The sequence below is a fragment of the Streptomyces sp. HNM0575 genome, assembly GCF_012726265.1.
In the GTDB taxonomy this organism is placed as follows: domain Bacteria; phylum Actinomycetota; class Actinomycetes; order Streptomycetales; family Streptomycetaceae; genus Streptomyces.
On the sequence record NZ_JAASAG010000006.1, the window covers coordinates 404,704 to 423,227 of the forward strand.

13 protein-coding genes are annotated in these 18,524 nt (G+C 73.8%); all 13 read left to right on the forward strand.

Annotation, left to right across the window (positions count from 1 at the left end):
* Window positions 1-89 precede the first annotated feature (89 nt).
* The 13 genes from HCC61_RS17265 to HCC61_RS17325 all read left to right on the forward strand — a co-directional run bounded on the left by HCC61_RS17265 (window position 90) and on the right by HCC61_RS17325 (window position 18,104).
* A complete protein-coding gene (locus HCC61_RS17265) occupies window positions 90-1,061 on the forward strand; it encodes a transketolase (RefSeq protein WP_169136338.1) in 972 nt (323 codons plus the stop codon).
* Entirely contained in the window at window positions 1,058-2,125 is a 1,068-nt protein-coding gene (locus tag HCC61_RS17270) for a transketolase C-terminal domain-containing protein (RefSeq protein WP_169136339.1), read from the forward strand. Before HCC61_RS17265 ends, HCC61_RS17270 begins: the two co-directional genes overlap by 4 nt.
* The gene (locus tag HCC61_RS17275; RefSeq protein ID WP_169136340.1) at window positions 2,125-3,414 is read left to right on the forward strand and encodes a hypothetical protein; all 1,290 of its coding nucleotides are present in this window, start codon (window positions 2,125-2,127) and stop codon (window positions 3,412-3,414) included. The genes HCC61_RS17270 and HCC61_RS17275 overlap by 1 nt, the downstream gene beginning before the upstream one ends.
* Window positions 3,414-4,487 (forward strand): hypothetical protein, encoded by a 1,074-nt coding sequence (locus tag HCC61_RS17280; protein WP_169136341.1) that lies wholly within the window; start codon window positions 3,414-3,416, stop codon window positions 4,485-4,487. The genes HCC61_RS17275 and HCC61_RS17280 overlap by 1 nt, the downstream gene beginning before the upstream one ends.
* On the forward strand, window positions 4,480-5,955 hold the full coding sequence (locus HCC61_RS17285) for an NAD(P)/FAD-dependent oxidoreductase (RefSeq protein ID WP_169136342.1): 1,476 nt from the start codon (window positions 4,480-4,482) through the stop codon (window positions 5,953-5,955). Before HCC61_RS17280 ends, HCC61_RS17285 begins: the two co-directional genes overlap by 8 nt.
* Window positions 5,955-8,732 (forward strand): non-ribosomal peptide synthetase, encoded by a 2,778-nt coding sequence (locus HCC61_RS17290; RefSeq protein WP_169136343.1) that lies wholly within the window; start codon window positions 5,955-5,957, stop codon window positions 8,730-8,732. The genes HCC61_RS17285 and HCC61_RS17290 overlap by 1 nt, the downstream gene beginning before the upstream one ends.
* Window positions 8,725-12,330: a type I polyketide synthase gene (locus tag HCC61_RS31245; protein ID WP_169136344.1), complete on the forward strand. Its 3,606-nt coding sequence runs from the start codon at window positions 8,725-8,727 to the stop codon at window positions 12,328-12,330. The genes HCC61_RS17290 and HCC61_RS31245 overlap by 8 nt, the downstream gene beginning before the upstream one ends.
* Entirely contained in the window at window positions 12,327-13,205 is an 879-nt protein-coding gene (locus HCC61_RS17300; RefSeq protein ID WP_169136345.1) for a 3-hydroxyacyl-CoA dehydrogenase family protein, read from the forward strand. The genes HCC61_RS31245 and HCC61_RS17300 overlap by 4 nt, the downstream gene beginning before the upstream one ends.
* Window positions 13,206-13,208: 3 nt before the next feature.
* On the forward strand, window positions 13,209-13,475 hold the full coding sequence (locus HCC61_RS17305; protein WP_169136346.1) for an acyl carrier protein: 267 nt from the start codon (window positions 13,209-13,211) through the stop codon (window positions 13,473-13,475).
* On the forward strand, window positions 13,472-14,659 hold the full coding sequence (locus HCC61_RS17310; protein ID WP_169136347.1) for an acyl-CoA dehydrogenase family protein: 1,188 nt from the start codon (window positions 13,472-13,474) through the stop codon (window positions 14,657-14,659). The genes HCC61_RS17305 and HCC61_RS17310 overlap by 4 nt, the downstream gene beginning before the upstream one ends.
* Entirely contained in the window at window positions 14,643-15,692 is a 1,050-nt protein-coding gene (locus HCC61_RS17315; protein WP_169136348.1) for an HAD-IIIC family phosphatase, read from the forward strand. Before HCC61_RS17310 ends, HCC61_RS17315 begins: the two co-directional genes overlap by 17 nt.
* 149 nt (window positions 15,693-15,841) lie before the next feature.
* Window positions 15,842-16,471: a class I SAM-dependent methyltransferase gene (locus tag HCC61_RS17320; RefSeq protein WP_169136349.1), complete on the forward strand. Its 630-nt coding sequence runs from the start codon at window positions 15,842-15,844 to the stop codon at window positions 16,469-16,471.
* Window positions 16,472-16,799: 328 nt separating this feature from the next.
* Window positions 16,800-18,104: an MFS transporter gene (locus HCC61_RS17325; protein ID WP_169136350.1), complete on the forward strand. Its 1,305-nt coding sequence runs from the start codon at window positions 16,800-16,802 to the stop codon at window positions 18,102-18,104.
* Window positions 18,105-18,524 lie beyond the last annotated feature (420 nt).

Consider the following 18,524-nt stretch of genomic DNA (forward strand, 5'->3'; position numbering starts at 1 on the left):
TGTGCGCCGCATTCGATTTCCAGCCGCAGAAGCCGCAGAATCCGCGGGCCGTATGACCCGCGCCGGTCTGTCGTTCCTAGGAGGCCCGCTTGCCACTGGACAGGCCGATCACATCCGCGGGACCTCCCGGCACCGCGGCGGCCGTGCCCCCGGACGCCCGCCTCCTCGCGGCGGGGGCCCGCCGCCGCCTGCTGCGGCTCGCGGGCGGCAAGGCGCTGCACATCGGCGCGGCCCTGTCGATGATGGAGCTTCTGGCGGCCCTGCACACCGACGTGCTGCGCGGACGTTGGCAGGCCTCTCCGCCCGAGGACGCCACCCGGGACCGGCTCGTGCTGAGCAAGGGCCACGGCGCGTACGGGCTCTACTGCGTACTCGCCGAACTCGGCGTCATCACAGGGGACATCGCCGCGCTCCCCGGCCACCCCTCGGACGGCATCCCCGGCATCGACGCCGCGACCGGAGCGCTGGGGCACGGGCTGGCGCTCGGTGCCGGAATGGCCCTGGGCGACCGCATGTCGGGCACGGACCGTCGGGTCGCCGTGGTCACCGGCGACGGCGAGCTGAACGAGGGCACCAACTGGGAGGCCGCGCAGTTCGCCGCACATCACCGGCTGGGCAATCTGCTGCTGGTCGTCGACCGCAACGGCCTTCAGCAGGAGGGGCGTACGGAGGAGATCTCCGCGCTGGAACCGCTCGCCGACAAGTGGCGGGCCTTCGGCTGGCGTGTGGCCGGCGCCGACGGGCACGACACCGCCGAAGTCGCCTCCGCCGCACGGGAGTTGCTGGACGGCGAGGGCGGCCCGGCGGTGCTGATCGCCCGCACGGTCAAGGGCAGGGGTGTCTCCTTCCTGGAGGACGATCCCGCCTGGCACATGGGGCAGTTGGGCCCGGAGCAGCTGCGGGACGCACTCGCCGAGACGGCCGGGCCACCGGAGGCAGCCCCGGCGTCCGAGGCAGCCCCGCCGCCCGAGGCCGGTGAACCCGGCGGGCGCCGCGGCACACATCCCGGCACACCCCCCGGCACGGGCCACGACACCCGTACGACGGGCCGTCCCGCATGACGGCGCCGCCCCAGACGATGCGCGCCACCTGCGCCCCCGTCATCGCCGACGCCGTCGCCGGCGACGAGCGCGTGATCACCCTCGGGGCCGACGGCCAGGCCCTCTTCACGGGCGTGCTGCGCGACCACCCCGGGCGCTATGTGGAGACCGGCATCGCCGAGAGCAACCTCGTCGGAGTCGCCGCGGGCCTGGCACGCACCGGACGGATCGCCGTCGTCGGCGCCATGGCCCCCTTCCTCGTGCGCCGCGCCTACGAGCAGATCTGCCTCGATGTGTGCGTACCGCGGCTGCCGGTCGTACTGCTCGGCGTCGGCGGCGGCGTCGGCTACGGGCATCTCGGCCCGAGCCACCACGCGCCCGACGACGTCGCGTTGATGTCGGCGCTGCCGCACATGCGCGTCTTCTGCCCCGCGGACGCCGAGGACGCCGCGGACCTGCTGCGATGGCTGCTGCCGCCGGCGGGATCCGTCTCGGGGCCCGCCTATGTGCGGCTGGCGGCACGTCCCGATCCGGTCGCCGCGGCGGCCCCCGAAGACGGAACGGACCACGGCCCGCGGCACGGAACGGACCACGGCCCGCGGCACGGAGCGGAACAGGGACCCGGGCACGGTCCGGAGGGCGGGCCCGGGCGCGACCCCGGCCCCGCGCCCGGCGAGGACCCGCGCGCGGTGCGCCTGCTGCGCACCGGCACGGACGCCCTGATCGTGGCGGCGGGCCGGTGCGTCCCCGAGGCGCTGGACGCCGCGCACCGACTGGCCGCCGACGGAGTGCGGGCGGGGGTCGCCGCCGTGCGCTGCCTGCGTCCGTTCCCGGCGGCACGGCTGCGGGCGCTCGCCGACGGAGTCCCGCTCGTGGTCACGGCGTGCGAGGCGCTGGAGTCCGGCGGTCTGGGACAGCGCACCGAGAGCGCGCTGGCGGGAGCGCCTGCCCGGGTCGTACGTCTCGAACTCGACCACCGCTACCCGCCGGTGGCCCCGCACGAAGAGCTGCTCCGGTTCTACGGGGTCGACGCCACGGTCATCCGGACCACCCTCCTCCAGCACCTCACGACTGAAGGATCATGATGAGGATTCTCTCCAGCGCACAGGCATGCGGCTTCGGACCGGTCTCCAAACTCACCGCGGTCACCGCGCTGTTCCCCGACGACGACGTCGACTTCATCGGCCAGGACATCTCGCTCGACTTCGCCCACCGGCACAGGCACCGGTTCGGGGAGATCACCGAGGGGGACACCTCGCGCTGGGAGGACCTGGACGAGGGCCTGCGCTCGGCCGATCTCGTACTGAGCGTCATGGACGCCGAGTTGGTGTTCTGGGCGGTGCGGGCCCGGGTGCCCGTGCTGTTCTTCGACAGCCTGCTGGCCTTCTGGCTGTGCGGGCGGAGCATGCGCGAACTGGCGGCGCGTGCCGAGCTCGTACGGTCCGCGAGCCTGAAGACCGCGCGGGTGGTCTACGAGGAACTGGCCCCGCACGAGCGGATCATGCTGGCCCATCTGCTGGCGCGGCGCTCCTACGCGCAGAACTTCCCCGGAGTGCCCGAGCGCATCGCGGAGTTCACGGCCGTGGGCGCCGAACACGTCGAACTGTGCGGCCCCATCATCGACTTCACGGAGCTGCGCGCCTCGCTGGACAGCGCGCCGCCCGAGCGGCCCGCCGGACTCCTCGTCAACCTCGGCGGGTTCCAGAACTTCTTCCTCGACTACGACTCGCACAACGCCTACCTCGCGATGCTGGAGCGCTGGGTGCGGGACGTGGCCGAGCGGAACCCGGACCTCGGCCGGATCCTGGTGTGCTGCGGCGCGTACGGGGAGACCGTCACGGAGCAAGTGGGCGAGGTCGAGGTCGAGTTCACGTTCCTGCCGCACGGGGACTTCCTGCGGCATCTGACGCACACGCAGCTGTACGCGGTGCCGCCGTCCCTCACCTCGCTCCACGAGGCGGTCGTCCTGGGCCGGATGCCGCTGCTGCTGCCCGAGCAGCACTACGGGCACATCGCCAACCAGCGGGCGCTGGGCGACACCACCGTCGGCCGGATGTCGGCGAGTCTCCAGCTTCTCGACGAGCGCTTCGACGTGCCCGAGGACGACCTGGAGGGAACCAGGGAGCTGGACCGGCAGACCCGTGAACTCCTCGAAGACGAGGGCGGATACGCCACCGTGCGCGCCCATATGGACGCCCGGCTCGACACGTACCGGAACCTGACCGAGGCGGCGCGCGGCACCGCCATCCGGGAGGTGGGGGAGTTGCTCGGCGGCCCATCGCTCGCCGATCTGCTCGACGCGTCGGCGGTCGACGGTCTGCTGGCCGCGCCGGGTCCGGCGTCCCCCTCGCTGGCGGGCCGGGTGAACGGCTGATGGCGCGCGCAGCACGCACCGAGGTGCCCGGGACCGCCGACGGCGCCCGCCCGACCGCCGACGGCGCCCGCCCGGCGGAGGCGGAGGCGGAAGCGGAGCGCACCGTCGACCCAGGCGAGGCCGCCGACGCCCTGCTCGCCGCGTACACGGTCCGTACGGGCCGGGCGCGGCCCGCGCCCGAACGGGTCGCGGTGCGCAGCTGGACGCCGAACAGCGCCCGCAAGGTCCGCCGCCGCATCTTCGTGCAGGTCGACGTCGACGAGCGCCCCTTCGCCGTCGCCAAGATCCCGCTCACGTCCCAAGACCCCAAGCCGGCACGGGAGTTGGAGGTGCTGCGCGGCTTCGGCGGCAGTCCTCCGATGGGCAGCGCGCGCCCCATGGACGCACTCTGGGGCGGCTTTTCGATGAGCCATGTGCCGGGCGTCGACCTGCCCTCCGCGGTCGATCCGGCAGCGGGACCGGACGCGCTGTGGCGGCTGCTGCGCCCCGCCGTCGACCACATCGTCGAACTGCACCGCACCCCGCCGCCGTGGCCGGAGGCGCCGGACGCGCCACGCGGTCCCGTCGAGGCGGCGGCCCAGTACGTGCGCGAGCCGCTGTTCGGTGTGGCGCACGCGGACGAGGCGCTGCGGCGCGCGCTGCTCGCCCAGACCCACGGCGACCTAGGGCCGTGGAACGTGCGCAGCGAACCGGAGGCGGAGCGGGCGCGAGTGCTGGACTTCGAGGACTACCGCGAGCGCGGCGTCGCCGCCATGGACGTGGTCAACCTGCTGGTGACCTGCGCGCTGCCCGTCTTCCCCGACTACCCCGAGCGCGGCTTCGACTGGCTGTACGAGCGGGTGTTCTCGGGGGACCACTGGTTCTCCTCCGTGCTGCTGCGCGGCATCGCGCACTACGCCCGCGGCACCGCACAGGCCGCCGCCCCGGTGCTCGACCTGCTGCCGCTGACCTGCCAGTGGCTGATCGAGCGGATCGAGGCCGAGGGACGGCAGACCGCACACCTCTTCTACGCACCCTTCAGAGACCACTACCTGGACCGCCGACCGAGCCTCGTGGGGAGCCTCGATGACTGAAACGGCAGCGCAGAAAGCCGACGTTGTGGTGGTCGGCGGCGGCCCCGCGGGCCTGTTCGCCGCGCTCACCACCGCACGCGCGGGCCGCCGCGCCGTCCTGCTCGAAGCGGGCGGCGACATGGCGCAGAGCCTGTGCCCCCGGGTCGTGGCCCGGCTGAAGGGGCGGAACGTACGGGACGCGGAGAAGTTCCGCATCCAGTGCGCGCGCTGCGACTGCCTGACCGGACTCGGCGGCGCGGCCTTCCACTTCGACACGGATCTGGGCTATATCTCCGCGCTGACCCGCTCCAAGATCGAGTCGACGGCGACCGGCGAGGTCCGCGCCTACAGCGGACTGGAACGCGCGCTGGGCTCCTTCGAACGCGCCCAGGGCCTGATCGCCGAGTGCTACGAGACGATGTACGGGCTCGGGCTGCCGCCCGCGGACACGGGCGCCGACCACGGGCCCGCCCTGAACGGCGACGGCTCCTTCCAGCACGTGGACACCGCGCCCTCCCAGTCCGTCATCGTCGACGACGCGCTGGTGGTCATCGACAACCTCGTACGCGAGCTGGAGGAGGCCGGAAGCAGCGTCCTGCTGCGGCACAGGGCCACCGACGTACGGAGGCTGCCCGGCGGCGGCTTCGCGGTGGACGCCGAAACCCCCGGCGGTGAGGCCGAGTTCACCGCCGACTCCGTGGTCGTCGGCGTGGGCAAGCTGGGTCTGCCGTGGGTGCGCGAGGTGGCCGGGCGGCTCGGCGTACGGCACCGCCCCTCGCGGCGCGTGGACGTCGGCGTACGGCTGGAGACGCGGCGTGACGCCCTGGCGCCGCTGCTCGACGGGTGCCACAACCCGAAGCTGTCGTTCCTCAACGAGGAGGGGCACTCGGTGCGCACCTTCTGCGTGTGCGAGGGCGGCCGCGTGATGCAGTACGGGTTCCTCGGCGCGGTCGCCCTGGACGGGCAGCACTGCCTGACGCAGCCGACGGCCAAGTCCAACCTGGGAGTCGTCGTCAGCGTCGACCTGCCGGAGGGCGAGGACGGCACGGACTACGCACAGCGATACGCGGCCAGGGTCGCCGAGTTCGGCGACGGCCGCCCCGTGGTGTGCACGATCGGCGAACTCGCGGGCGGACCGCCGCCCGAGGGCCCGCCGCGCACCAGCCTCATCGACTACCGGCACGGCGATCTGCGCGAGTGCCTGCCCGCGTCCGTCGTACGGGACGTACAGGAGATGGCGCGGCGGCTCAACTCGCTGCACGACGGGCTGGTCACGGACGACGCGACGGTCGCGGCGCCCGTCGTGGAGCGGCTCTTCCCGGACCTGGAGCTGACCGAGGACATGGAGTCCTCCGTGCCGGGCCTGTACTTCGTGGGCGACTCCTCGTCGAAGATCATCGGCATCACCTACGGCGCGGCCACCGGCATGGCGGCGGCCCGTTCCCTCCTGGCCCGCCGTGCGGAGACCGCCGTCGGCGGGAGGGTCTGATGCTCCGACTGCCGCGCCACACGGGCGAGTTGAGGGACGAGGCGGGTACGGCGGCGGCCACGGCCGGCACGGCCGCCCCCGGGCCCGTTCCCGGCACCGGCACCGCAACCGTCCCTGGTACCGGCACCGCGGCCGACACCGGCACCACCGGCACCGTGGACGTGCCGCTGTCCCCGGCCGCCGTCCGCGCACTGGACACCGCCGCCGACCCGCAGACGCTGCTCGCCTCCCTGCTGACGCTAGTGCTGCACCGGTACGGCACCACGTGGCCGGTGCTGGGCGAACGGGAGGGCACGCTCTGCCGGTGCGCACCGGCCGCCGATCCGGAGACGGGGACGCTCGCCGCGCTCTGCGGCCTCCGGGACGCGGACGGTCCCGGTTCCGATTCCGGCCCCGGTCCCGATTCCGGTCGCGGTCCCGGGTCGGCGGCGGGGTGGCGCCCCGTGCAGCCGCCTCCCGGTGACGCCGTGCGCCTCGTCGTGGCACCGCCGGGGAGCGAGCCGCCGTCCGCGCCCTGGACGGTCACGCCCGAAGGGCCCCTGCTGCGCATCGAGTTCGACACCGGGACCTTCGAGGCGGACACCGCCGAGCGGATCGGCGAACATCTCGCCGCGCTCGTGGAGACCGCGGCGGAGCGTCCCGATGAGCGTTCGGGCGCCGTCGACATACTGCTGCCGCAGGAGCGCGCGCTGCTGCTCGGCGACTGGAACGCTCCGCCGTCCGGCCATCCGGACACCACGCTGCACGCGCTCGTCTCGGAGCAGGCCGCGCGCACCCCGGACGCCGTCGCCCTGCGGCAGGGCGAGGCGGAACTGACGTACGGGGCCCTGGAGGAGCGCGCCGAACGGGTCGCCGCGCGGCTCGCGCCCCGCGTGCCGCGGCCCGGTGCCCTCGTCGTGCTCTCCGGCCTGCCGGGCCTCGATCTGTACACGGCCGTGCTCGGCATCTGGAAGGCGGGCGGCGGATACGTCTACCTCGATCCGGCGCTGCCGGCCGCCCGGGCGGAGACCATGCTGCGGCTGACGGACCCTGCCGCCGTGCTGGCCACCCTCTCGGGGCATCCGGTCTGCGGCCCCGAGGCCGTCTCCGTCGAACGGCTGCTGGACGAGGGGATGTTCACGGAGGCGGACGCGGGAACGGAGACCGACGCGGAGGCGGAGGCAACCGCGGCCCCGCCCCGGCAGATCGCCGGGCCGGAGAGCACCGCGTACGTGGTCTTCACCTCGGGCAGTACCGGCGAGCCCAAGGGCGTCGTCCGTCCGCACCGGATGCACACCTCGCGCGTCCATCTGGAACAGGGCATGTACCCGCTGGGCCCCGGCGACCGTGTGCTGCTCAAAGCACCCATCGGCTTCCGGGAGTTCGTGTGGCCGCTGGCGACCGGTGCCGCCTGTGTCCTCGCGGAGCCGGGTCGCGACCGCGACGACCGCTATCTCGCGGACCTGATAGCCGCGGAGGCCGTCACGACCGTCAGCTTCGTACCGTCGATGCTGCGGCTGCTCGCCGCCCAGCCCTCCTTCCGCGACGCCTCCGCGCTGCGGCACGTCTTCGTCGGCGGCGAGGCGCTGGGCCCCGACCTGGAGGCCGAACTGCGCGCGCAGGGACGGCTGGTGCACAACACGTACACGCTCAGCGAGGCCGACTACGTCTGCCACCGCGGCGGCCCGCTCCCCGACGTGCCCGGGCTTCGCAGGGCCGGCACCGTCGTCGGCCGTCCGCTCGACATGCGGGTGTACCTGTGCGACGACGCGGGCCGTCTGGTGCCGCCCGGCGTACCGGGCGAGATCCGTACCGGGGGGCCGGGGCTTGCCGACGGCTATCTCGGCCGTCCGGACCTGACCGCCGAACGCTTCGTCGCCAACGACGTCGACCCCGGCGGGCCCGGCGTGCTCTTCCGTACGGGCGACCTCGCCAGGTTCGGCCCTGACGGCGAGGTCGAGTACGTGGGCAGGGCCGACACCCAGGTCAAGGTGCGCGGCCAGCGGGTCGAACCGGGCGAGGTGGAGCGGACGTTGAGGGCGCATCCGGCGGTCTCCGACGCCGCCGTGGTGGGCGTGGCCGACGCGGGCCAGGGCGCGGTGCTCGCCGCGTATGTCGTGCCCGGCGGCGAGGAGCCCACCGTGCAGTCGCTGCGCGCGTTCGTCGGCGAGCGGCTGCCCGACTTCATGGTGCCCAGCTACACCGCTGTCGTGCCCGCGCTCCCGCTGCTCGACAGCGGGAAGGTCGACCGGGCGGTCCTGCGGACACCGCCGCGTGACCGGCCAGAGCTGGACGTGCCGTTCACCCGGCCCCGTACGGACGAACAGCGGTGTGCCGCCCGGCTGTTCGGCCAGGTCCTCGGGCTCGACTCGGTGGGTCTCGACGACGGCTTCTTCGCGCTCGGCGGCGACTCGCTGCGGCTGATGCTGTTGCGCGGCGCGCTGGAGAGCGAGACGGGACGGGAGCTGCCCGTCGCGAAGGTGCTGGAGGCGTCGACGCCGCGCGGATGTGCCGAACTCCTGCTGTCCGGCGGGGAGTCGGGCGATGCGTTCGCCCTCGTCGGCGCCGGTGAAGGCGTAGGCGCCGGCGGCGGCAGAGGCGTGGCCGGTGACGGGGACGGGAACGGGATTCCGGAGCGGCAGCCGGAGCAGCGGGAACGGTCCGGTGCCGCAGCCGGAGGGCGCCGCGGCGCGCTCCTGGGACGCACCGCCCGGTTGCGGCGGCGGCGCGGCGGAGCGGCGGCGAACGGCGGGGGAGCCGAGGCGGCCGACGGCGGCACGGGAGGCACCGGTGAGTGAGCCGCAGGGACCCGGCACGCCCCGCACGCCCCGCACGCCCGGCACGTCCGGGGCGCCCTCACCCGACGGGCCACCGCCCGGCGAACCCGCCGACGACCTCGCGGTGGCCGTGGTCGGCGCGGCGCTTCGGGTGCCGGGCAGCGAGACCGCCGAGGACTTCTGGCGGGCCCTGACCGACGGCGGCGACCGCATCACGCGCGGCGGCGCCTCCACCGGCCCCCATTCCGTACGGGCCTACGGCAGCATCCCGCGCCCCGCGCACTTCGACCCCTCGCGCTACGGCATCTCCGAGGCGGAGGCGGTCGTCATCGACCCGCAGCAGCGGCTGCTGCTCGACGTCGCCGACGAGGCCCTGGCGTCCGCCAACGTCGACACAGGCGCGGATCCCCCGGTGGCCGTGTACGCGGGCGTCGGGCGCAACGACTACGAGCACTGGCTGCGCTCCGCGCTCACGGGGCGGCCCGGGTTCGACGAGATGGCCCTGGAGATCGGCACCGTCGGCGACTACGCGCCCACCCGCATCGCCTACCGGCTCGGGCTGCGCGGCGCCGCCGTCAACGTGCAGTCGGCGTGCTCGACGGGCCTGCTGGCCGTCCATCTAGCCGCGCAGGACCTGCTCGGCTTCGGCTGCGAGACGGCGGTCGCGGCCGTCTCGGCGGTACGGGTCCCGGGCCCGGGCGGCTATGCGGCGCCGCCCGGCGGCATCGGGTCGCCCGACGGCGTGTGCCGCCCGTTCGATCTGAACGCGGGCGGCTCCGTGCCCGGCGACGGCGCCTGCGCGGTCGTGCTGAAGCGGCTGGAGGACGCGGTGCGCGACGGCGACGAGGTATGGGCGGTGCTGCGCGGCTCGGCCGTGAACAACGACGGCGCGGCCAAGTCCGGCTTCGCGGGCGTCAATCCGGCCGCGCAGCGGGACGTGGTGCGCGCGGCGCTCGGCGCGGCGGGGCTCGCCCCCGGCGACGTCGACTACGTGGAGGCGCACGGCAGCGGCACCCGGCTCGGCGACGCCGCCGAGTGGTCGGCGCTCTCCGAGGTCTTCTCGGGCGTGCGGCACCCCGTCCGGGTCGGCGCGGTCAAGAGCAACCTCGGGCATCTGCGGGAGGCGGCGGGCCTCGCCGGACTGCTGAAGACCGTGCTGGCGCTGCGGCACGAACTGCTCCCGCCCACCGCGCACTTCGAGCGGCTGCCCGCCGATCTGCGGCGCATGTCACCGGCGTTGGAGCCGGTGAGCGAGGCGACACCGTGGTCCCGCAGCGAGGACCGCGTACGCAGGGCGGGCGTGAGCGCCTTCGGCCTCGGCGGTACCAACGTCCACGTCGTACTGGAGGAGGCGCCGGCGCCCGCTGCCGCACCCTCCGCGGCACCCCCCGCGGAAGGCGGCCGGGAGCGCAGCCGGCTTCTGCTGGTCTCCAGCCACCGGGAGGAGACCCTGGCCGAAGACACCGCGGCGCTGCGGGAGTTGGCCTCCCGGCACCCGGAGCGGCTGGGCGACATCGCGTGGACCACGCAGACCGCGCGCACGCGCCACGCACGGCGCGGCTATGTGGTGACGGGGCCCGATGACGCCGGTACGGCCGGGACGCCCGGGACGCCCGGGACGGCCGGGCCCGCAGGACGCATATGCGAGGACTCCCGCGCGGAGCTCGCCACGCCCCAGGCCCCGGCCCGCACGCCTGCCCGCACCCCGGGCCGGAGCCGGAGCCGGGCGCAACTCCTCCGGGAACAGCCGGAGTTCGCGTTCGTCCTGCCCGGCATCGGCAGCCACTACCCGGGGATGGGCACCGAACTCGCCCGTACCAACCCGGCTTTCGCAGCGCATCTGCGGGCCGTCACCGAGATCGCCGACCGGCTCACCGGCGGCTCCGTCGGCCGCGGCTTCGCGGAGGAGCAGCCGGGGCGGGCCGACGGCGGCCGCGGCGGCGCGAAGATCGACGTACGGGCCATGCTGCGCCGCAACGGCGAACGGCCACGCGACGGCCGGCGCCCCCGGGAGGCCGGAAGCCCGCACAACGACGCCCCTTCAGGGGAGAACGGCCGCCCACCGGAGGGCACTTCGCCCGTTCCGCAGACCCCGGACGACTCCGCCCGTCCGCCGCTGCGCCACCTGCATCTGTCGCTGTTCTGCCTCGAACACGCCATGGCCTGCACCCTGATGGACCTCGGTCTGCGCCCCGCGGCGCTGCTCGGTCACAGCCTCGGCGAGTGGGTCTCGGCGGTGCTGGCGGGCATCATCACGCTCCCGGACGCCATGGAGGCGGTCGCCCGCCGGGCGGATCTGGTCACCATGGCCGGTGAGGGCGCGATGCTCGCGGTGCTGGCCCCGGCGTCCGAGGTGGAGGGCTTCGCGACGGACGGCGCCTGGCTCGCGGCGGACAACTCGGCGCAGCACTGCGTGTTCTCCGGACGTCCCGGCCCCATGGGCGAGTTGGAGGCGAAGCTGCGCGACGACGGCTTCACCGTGCTGCCGGTCGGGGCCCATCACCCCTTCCACACCCCGCAGTTGGCGTCGGCGGCCGAGACGCTGGGCGACGACATGGGCGGGGTGCTGCTGCGGCCCGCCACCATCCCCATCGCCTCCAGCGTGCTCGGCACCTGGCTGGAGGGGACGGTGCCCGGCCCCGGCTACTGGAACGCCCACATGACCAGTCCCGTACGGTTCCGCGAGGCCGCCGGGCTGGTGCTGGACCGGCACCGGCTGCTGATCGAGGTCGGTCCCGGCACGGCACGGCCCTGGCTCTCCCACGCCGACCCGGACGCGGTGTGCGTGCGTACGGCGCGGCAGTCCTACGAGAACTCCTCCGACCAGGAGGTGTTCCTCGAAGCCCTCGGCGAACTGTGGACGCACGGCGTCGAGCCCGACTGGCGGCGGCTGCACCACGGCCCCCGGCGCCGGGTGACGCTTCCCGCCGGGCGGCAGCAGCGGCGGCGCCATCTGCCCGACACACCTCCGCCGGAGAGCCCCGGAACGGTGGACGCCGCCGCGTCCGGAACGGCGAACGGCGCGGCGAAGGCCACGGCCAACGCCACGGCGAACGGAACGGCCAACGCCACGGCGAACGGAACGGCGAACGGCACGGCCCCGGACGACGCTCCCGCCGGGGAGCCCCGGCCCCTGCCGCCCGCCGAGGCGGACGGCTCGCTGGAGTCCCATCTCGCCCGGCAGTGGCGGACGTTGCTGGGGCTGCGCGAGGTCCACCGGGACGACCACTTCTTCCACCTCGGCGGCGACTCCCTGATGGGCGTCCATCTCATCGCGGGCCTGAGCAGGCTGACGGGCCGGAACGTGCCGTCGTCCGTGGTCTTCGCCGAAGCGACGCTCGGCGGCATGACCGAGCACGTACGGACATGGCTCGAAGAGCACGACACCGACGCGGTGCCCGGCGACGGAACCGCCGCCGCGGCGCCCCCGGCGCGCAGCGGCCAGGACGGCGAACGGGCCGAGCGCGCCGGGCAGTCCGGCCACGCCGGTGCGCCGGGCCACGACGCGGGCCACGACGCGGGCCACGACGGGGAGCAGGACGCGGGCCACGACGGGAAGCAGGACCCGGAGCACGACGGGGAGCACGACCACGCCAGGGAGGAAGCCCGACCGACATGAGCGACGAGACCACAGGCCGCACGGCCACCCCGCGGATCGACGCCCTCGGCGTGCTGGGCGCGGGCACGATCGGTTCGAGCGTGGCGCACGCCGCCCTCGCCTCGGGGCTCGACGTCACGCTCGTCGACACCGACCCCGACGCGCTGGAGGCCGCCCGCCGCGGCATCGAACGCCACCGGCGCGCCGAACGGCTCGGCGGCGGCCGCCAGAGCGGTACGCAAGGCGAGTTGAGCACGGCGACGGAGCTGGACGCGCTCGGCACCGCGGACCTGGTGGTGGAGAACACCACCGAGTCCGAGACGGCGAAGCGCGCCCTGTACCCGGAGCTGGAGAAGGCGCTGCGTCCCGGGACGGTGATCGCCGCCAACACCTCGGCGGTGCCCATCGCCCGCCTCGCCGAGCCGCTGCGCTCGCCGGAACGCGTCGTCGGCGTCCACTTCATGAACCCGGTGGCCAGGATCGGGACGGTGGAGGTGATCCGTGCGAAGACCACCTCCGATGCGGCGATGGGCGCCGTCGGCGCGCTGCTGGACCGGATGGGCAAGGAGTCCGTCGTCGTCGCGGACGCGCCGGGCTTCGTCATCAACCGGATCCTGATGGTGGTCTGCAACCTCGCGGCCGCCGTCGTCGACGACGGCACGGCCACCCCCGCCCAGGTCGACGCCCTCTTCAAGGGGTGTCTCGGACACAGCTCGGGGCCGCTGCGCACGGCCGACCTCATCGGTCTCGACACGGTGGCGCGCACCCTCGACGTGCTGCACGAGCACTACGGATCGGCCGAGTTCGTCACCCACCCCCGCCTGCGGCACATGGTCGAGCAGGGCCTGCTCGGAGTGAAGAGCGGCCGTGGGTTCTACTCCTACGACGGGAGCTGAGCGATGTCCGGATGGCAGTCAGCGACGCAGCACGAGATCACCGAGGAGATCCGGCAGTACCTCTCCAAGCTCTCGGGACTGCCGGAGATCTCCGACGACATGCCGCTGATCTCGGGCCGGGTGCTGGACTCCCTCGCCGCGGTCCAGATCGTCGTGTACGTCGAGCGCACCTTCGGCATCGAGATCGCCGACGAGGACCTGGAGCTGGTCAACTTCGACACGGTGAACGGGCTCGTGGCCCTCGTCCACCGCAATCTGGAGCGCGTGTGACGACGGCTCGGCAGACCACCGGAACGGTGCCGGGCCCGCTCGCCGCGCTCGTACGGGACCCCGCCCTGCGTGCCCGGTCGGACGGCTGGGAACGCCAAGGCACCGTGCCCCGCGAGGACATCGGCGAGCTGGCCGCCGCGGGCCTGCTGGGCCTGACGGTCCCTCCGGAGCACGGCGGCACGGGCGTACCGCTCCCGGAGGTGACCGGCGTGCACCGCGCCGTGGCCGGTCTCTCGCCCAGCCTGCACAGCCTGCTCGTCGTCCACTCCATGGTCTGCCGGGCCCTGGGCCGCTGGGCGAAGGGCCCGCTGCGGGAGGAGTTCCTGCCCGGGCTGGCCGCGGGCGACTGCATCGCGGCCTTCGCCCTCACGGAGAGCGCCTCGGGCAGCGACATCTCGGGGCTGCGGACCGAACTGCGGCGCGCGGCGGACGGTTCGCTGCGCGTGACGGGCGCCAAGCGCTGGCTGTCGTTCGGGCAGACGGCCGACGTCTTCCTCGTCTTCGGGCACACCGGCGGCGCCGGATCCTGCGCCCTGGTCTCCCGCGGCCCCGGTGTGACGGTCTCGCCCGAGCCCGCGACCACGGGGCTGGGCGCCGCCGGTCTCGCCGCCCTCACTCTCGACGAGGCTCCCGTCGCGGGCCGACGGGCGGTCTCGCGGCCGGGGTTCGGGCTGCCGCACGTGGCCACGGACTGCCTCACGCTCGGCCGCGTCCTGGTCGCCGCGGGGGCGGTCGGCGTCGCGGAGGAGGCGTTGCGGCTCGCCTCCCGGCGGGCGGCGGCCTGCTCACGGGGCGGCGGGCCGCTCGGCGACCGGCAGCTCGTACGCGGGCTGCTCGCGGACGCCGCCGTCGCCGCCGACTCCGCCCGCTGCTACGTCGAGCACGCCGCGGCACAGGTCGAGGAGGGGACGCCCGACGCACCGCAGACGGCGGTACGCGCCAAGCTGCTGGCCTCCAGAGCGGCGGGCCTGTGCACGGCGAACGCGGTGCGCCTGCTGGGCGCCGAGGGCCTGGACCGTAGGCATCCGGTGAACAGGCTCGAACAGGCCGCCCGCGTCTACCAGGTCATCGAGGGCCCCACCGAGGTGCTCCAGGACCTCGTCGCCGCGGGCCTGTTGCGCACGTACGCGGCCGGCGCCGAGGAGCCGGACGGGAGAGGAGCGCGGGATGAACCAGCCGCATGAGCCGGTGAAGTGCGTGGTCTGGGACCTGGACGACACCCTCTGGGACGGCACCCTGCTGGAGGGCGACGAGGTCGAAGTCCCGGAGGAGAACGCCAAGTTGGTGCGCGTGCTCGACGAGCACGGCGTCCTCCAGTCCGTCGCGAGCCGCAACGACCACGACGACGCCATGGACCGGCTGCGCACCCTCGGCCTGGACGAGTACTTCCTGCATCCCCGCATCGGGTTCGACGCCAAGTCGGCGTCGCTGCGCGAGCTGACCGAGCTGCTGAACATCGGCCCGGAGAGCGTGGTCTTCGTCGACGACTCCGCCTTCGAGCGCGCGGAGGTCGCCAGCGAACTCCCGCGGGTGCGCGCCATGACGCGGGAGGAGCTGCACCGGTCCGTCGCCGAGGGCGGGGTGCTTCCCGACCGGATCACCCCGGAGGCCCGGGAGCGCCGCGCGATGTACCTCGCCGAGGAGCGGCGCCGTACCCATGAGGAATCCTTCAAGGGCCCCGCCGAGGAGTTCCTGCGCTCCATGGGGATGCGGCTGACCGTACGGCGGGCCGGGCCCGGCGATCTCGTACGGGCGGCCGAACTCACCCGGCGCACGCACCAGTTGAACACCACGGGCGTCACCTTCGACGAGGAGGAGCTGTCCGCGCTGCTGCACGGCAGCGGGCACGTGGTGCTGGTGTGCGAGCTGGAGGACGCCTTCGGCGGCTACGGCACCATCGGCCTCGGCGTCGTGCGCACCGACCCCGGACGCTGGACCATCCGGCTGCTGCTGATGTCGTGCCGCGTTATGGGGCGCAACATCGGCACCGCCGTCGTCGCCGCGGTCGCCGGGCTCGCCGAACGGGAGAACGCCGCGCTGGCGGCGCACTTCCGGGCCACCGACCGCAACCGGCAGATGCTCGTCACCTACCGGTTCATGGGCTTCCGCACCGAGCGGAGCAGCGGCGGCCTGACCGAACTCGTCCTGCCGGACGGGGCGGCCCCGGCTCCGCCGCCGTATGTGGAGCTGACCGTCGACGTGCCGCGGGAGGGCTGATCCCGCGCGGAGCCGCGGAAGCCCGCCCCCTCCTCCGCGGATCCCGGGCCCCGCCCGGCCAGACCGCTCAGGCAGATCGCTCAGCAGGACACCCACGCCCCTCAGACCTTCACACCTCCCAGATCCTCGGACCTCTCAGGAGAGCACCCATGACCACAGCGTTCACCGTCAGTTGGAACGACAGGTTCGGCAACATCTACGCCGACCAGCCCCTCGCCCAGCTGTCCTGGTTCACCGGCGCCCCCGGGATACAGCTCATCGAGCGTGTCATCGACGGCCGCCTCAGGGCCGGACAGCGCCTGATCGACCTGGGCAGCGGTCCGGGCGTGGACGCCGTCTTCCTCTCCCTCCAAGGGCTCGACGTGACGGGCGTCGACATCTCGCCGGACGCCGTGCGCCGCGCCCGTAGCTGGGCCGAACTGGCCGGTGCGTCCGCCGAGTTCGTCGAGGGCGACGTGCTGGACGTGCCGCTCCCCGACTCCTCGGCCGACGTCGTCAACGACTCCTTCGTCTTCCACAACATGCGGGACGAGGCACGAGAGCCGTTCGCGGCGGAGGTACACCGGCTGCTCAAACCGGGCGGCACGTTCCTGCTGAACTCCTTCTCCGACCACATGGTGGAGGGCACCGGCCCGCGCCGTATCACCAGCGCCGAGATCCTGGAGACCTTCACGGCGGACCGCTTCGAGTGCGTCGGGCTGCGCACCTACCGCAACATCCCGACGCAGAAGAAGCCCGACCAGATCCACTGGATCGGCGAGTTCAGGGCCCGCCCGTAACGGCTGCCCAGTAGCCCGCCGCGGGCGGCTGACGGGGCATCGGACGGGGCATCTGACGGGCCGCCGCGGCAGGCCCGAGGACATCGTGGGGCCTGTGATGTTCCGGGCATCGCAGGCAGCCGCGTACATCTACGGACAGACGAGCACCGTGGACGGAGGACGGCTGAGCTACGGATACCTTTGACCGCCTACCGCACGACCGAACCACCGCACGACCCGCACCACCGCGCGGCCCGGCAGCCCCGATCGGGGGCTGTGCCGGGCCGGTTCCGTCCCCTGGGGCGGGACCGCGCGCACTCTGATCGATCCTCGACAAGGTAAACAGCACATGAGTTCACGCAACAACCGGTCGCTTCCCCTGCTCCCGGGCTTCCTCGTGGGGTGGGGGACGACGACGTTCGGCGCCGGCCTGGCCCAGCCGCTGCTGGCGGTCTATCTCAAGGAGACTGTCGGACTCCCCACCTCGGGTGTGTCCTTCTACTTCGGTCTCTTCGCCGTCGCCGGGCTCGCCGTCAACCCGCTCATCGGAACGTTCGGCGCCCGCTGGGACCCGGGCCGCGTCGCGGTGTTCGCGACGGTGCCGCAGACGGCGGGGGCGCTGCTGCTCGTCCAGGCGGACTCGATGAGCACGGTGATGCTCGCCGCGTTACTCTCCGGCTCCGGCACGGGCACGTACTACGCCGTCCAGACTCCCGTGCTCAGCGGCGCCTTCGGCGAGTCCTCGCTCAGCCGGGTGCTGTCGGCGCAGAACCAGATCACGGCCGCCACCATGGCACTGGGCGCAGTGGCGGGCGGCCAGCTCGCCGACCGGCTGGGCACCACGGGCTTCCAACTGGGCATCGCGGGCAACGGCGTGAGCTATCTGCTGTACGGGATCGCGCTCGCCCGCGTGCTGAGGCTGCGGTACGGCGCGGGCGCGCGACCCGGCGCCTTCTCCGGCGGGCTGGAGGACGGCCCGCGGGAGCGCGGGGCCGCCCGCCGCCGGACACCGTTCACGAACACCACGTTCCTGCTGCTGCTGTTGCTCCAGGGCGCGCTGGTGACCTTCGGCCTCGTGCAACTCGACACCGTCCTGCCGGTGGTGCTGCGGGACGCGGCGAAGCTGTCGGTCTCGGCCGGCAGCCTCGTCCTGGCGGTGAACTCCCTCTCGGTGCTGCTGATCCAGCCGCTCGCGCTGCGCGTGGTGCACCGGATCGGCTATGTCAACGCGCTACGGGCCGCCGTCGGGGTGTGGGCGGTGAGCCTCACTGCGCTCTTCGGCGCGGTCCATGTCACGGGCCAGTGGCTCCAGTTGACGCTCGCGGCCCTGTTCGCGCTGGTCTTCTCGGTGGGCGAGTGCCTGATCGCACCGAGCGTGCAGCCGCTCGTCGTGGCCCTCGCGCCGCCCGGACGGATGCCGGCCTACGCCGCCGCGACCTCGCTCGTGCACGGGCTCGGCGGCTTCCTCGCGCCGATGATGTGCCTGCCCGTCTTCACCGCGGGCGGCATCCAGGCCTACCTGATACTCCAGCTCGTCGGCTACGCCACCGCGGCCGGGACGCTGGTGCCCCTGGGCAGGCGCACCCGGCATCTGCGGCAGGAGCGCGAGGACGGGAAGCAGCTCGTCGGCGCCGCGCCGGACGGCGGGAGGTGACGCCGCCCCGGCCCCGCCGGATGCCCGGTGCCGGACGCCCGCCACACGTACCGGCACACGTACCGGTACCGGCACCACATGGAAAACTGGTGCAGACCAATACGAATTCCTACGCACCCAGGAAACAACCGCACACCTCCGATCCTCCAACTCTTCGGAATCACACCGACATCGGCGAACTTCCGCGAACTTCCCGCGTTTTCCCGTCGCCCCAATGAATTCACCCGCCAAAGGGGCCATGACGCCTATGAGTTCAGAATTCGCCGGGGAGCAGGGGCGCCCCGGCGTACGGAATATCCGGTCGCCCCCGTCGCCGCCCACCGCCGGCACCGGGACCCGAGCACAGACCCCCGCTCAGGCTCTCGCACAGACCCCCGCTCAGGCCTGAACCGATATCGGCACACGCACCCGTACCGGCCC

Bases quoted from the DNA above. Each gene is read 5' to 3' on its own strand.
- HCC61_RS17270 (WP_169136339.1), top strand. From the start codon at position 1,058: ATGACGGCGCCGCCCCAGACGATGCGCGCCACCTGCGCCCCCGTCATC.
- HCC61_RS17275 (WP_169136340.1), top strand. From the start codon at position 2,125: ATGAGGATTCTCTCCAGCGCACAGGCATGCGGCTTCGGACCGGTCTCC.
- HCC61_RS17280 (WP_169136341.1), top strand. From the start codon at position 3,414: ATGGCGCGCGCAGCACGCACCGAGGTGCCCGGGACCGCCGACGGCGCC.
- HCC61_RS17285 (WP_169136342.1), top strand. From the start codon at position 4,480: ATGACTGAAACGGCAGCGCAGAAAGCCGACGTTGTGGTGGTCGGCGGC.
- HCC61_RS17290 (WP_169136343.1), top strand. From the start codon at position 5,955: ATGCTCCGACTGCCGCGCCACACGGGCGAGTTGAGGGACGAGGCGGGT.
- HCC61_RS17300 (WP_169136345.1), top strand. From the start codon at position 12,327: ATGAGCGACGAGACCACAGGCCGCACGGCCACCCCGCGGATCGACGCC.
- HCC61_RS17305 (WP_169136346.1), top strand. From the start codon at position 13,209: ATGTCCGGATGGCAGTCAGCGACGCAGCACGAGATCACCGAGGAGATC.
- HCC61_RS17315 (WP_169136348.1), top strand. From the start codon at position 14,643: ATGAACCAGCCGCATGAGCCGGTGAAGTGCGTGGTCTGGGACCTGGAC.
- HCC61_RS17320 (WP_169136349.1), top strand. From the start codon at position 15,842: ATGACCACAGCGTTCACCGTCAGTTGGAACGACAGGTTCGGCAACATC.
- HCC61_RS17325 (WP_169136350.1), top strand. From the start codon at position 16,800: ATGAGTTCACGCAACAACCGGTCGCTTCCCCTGCTCCCGGGCTTCCTC.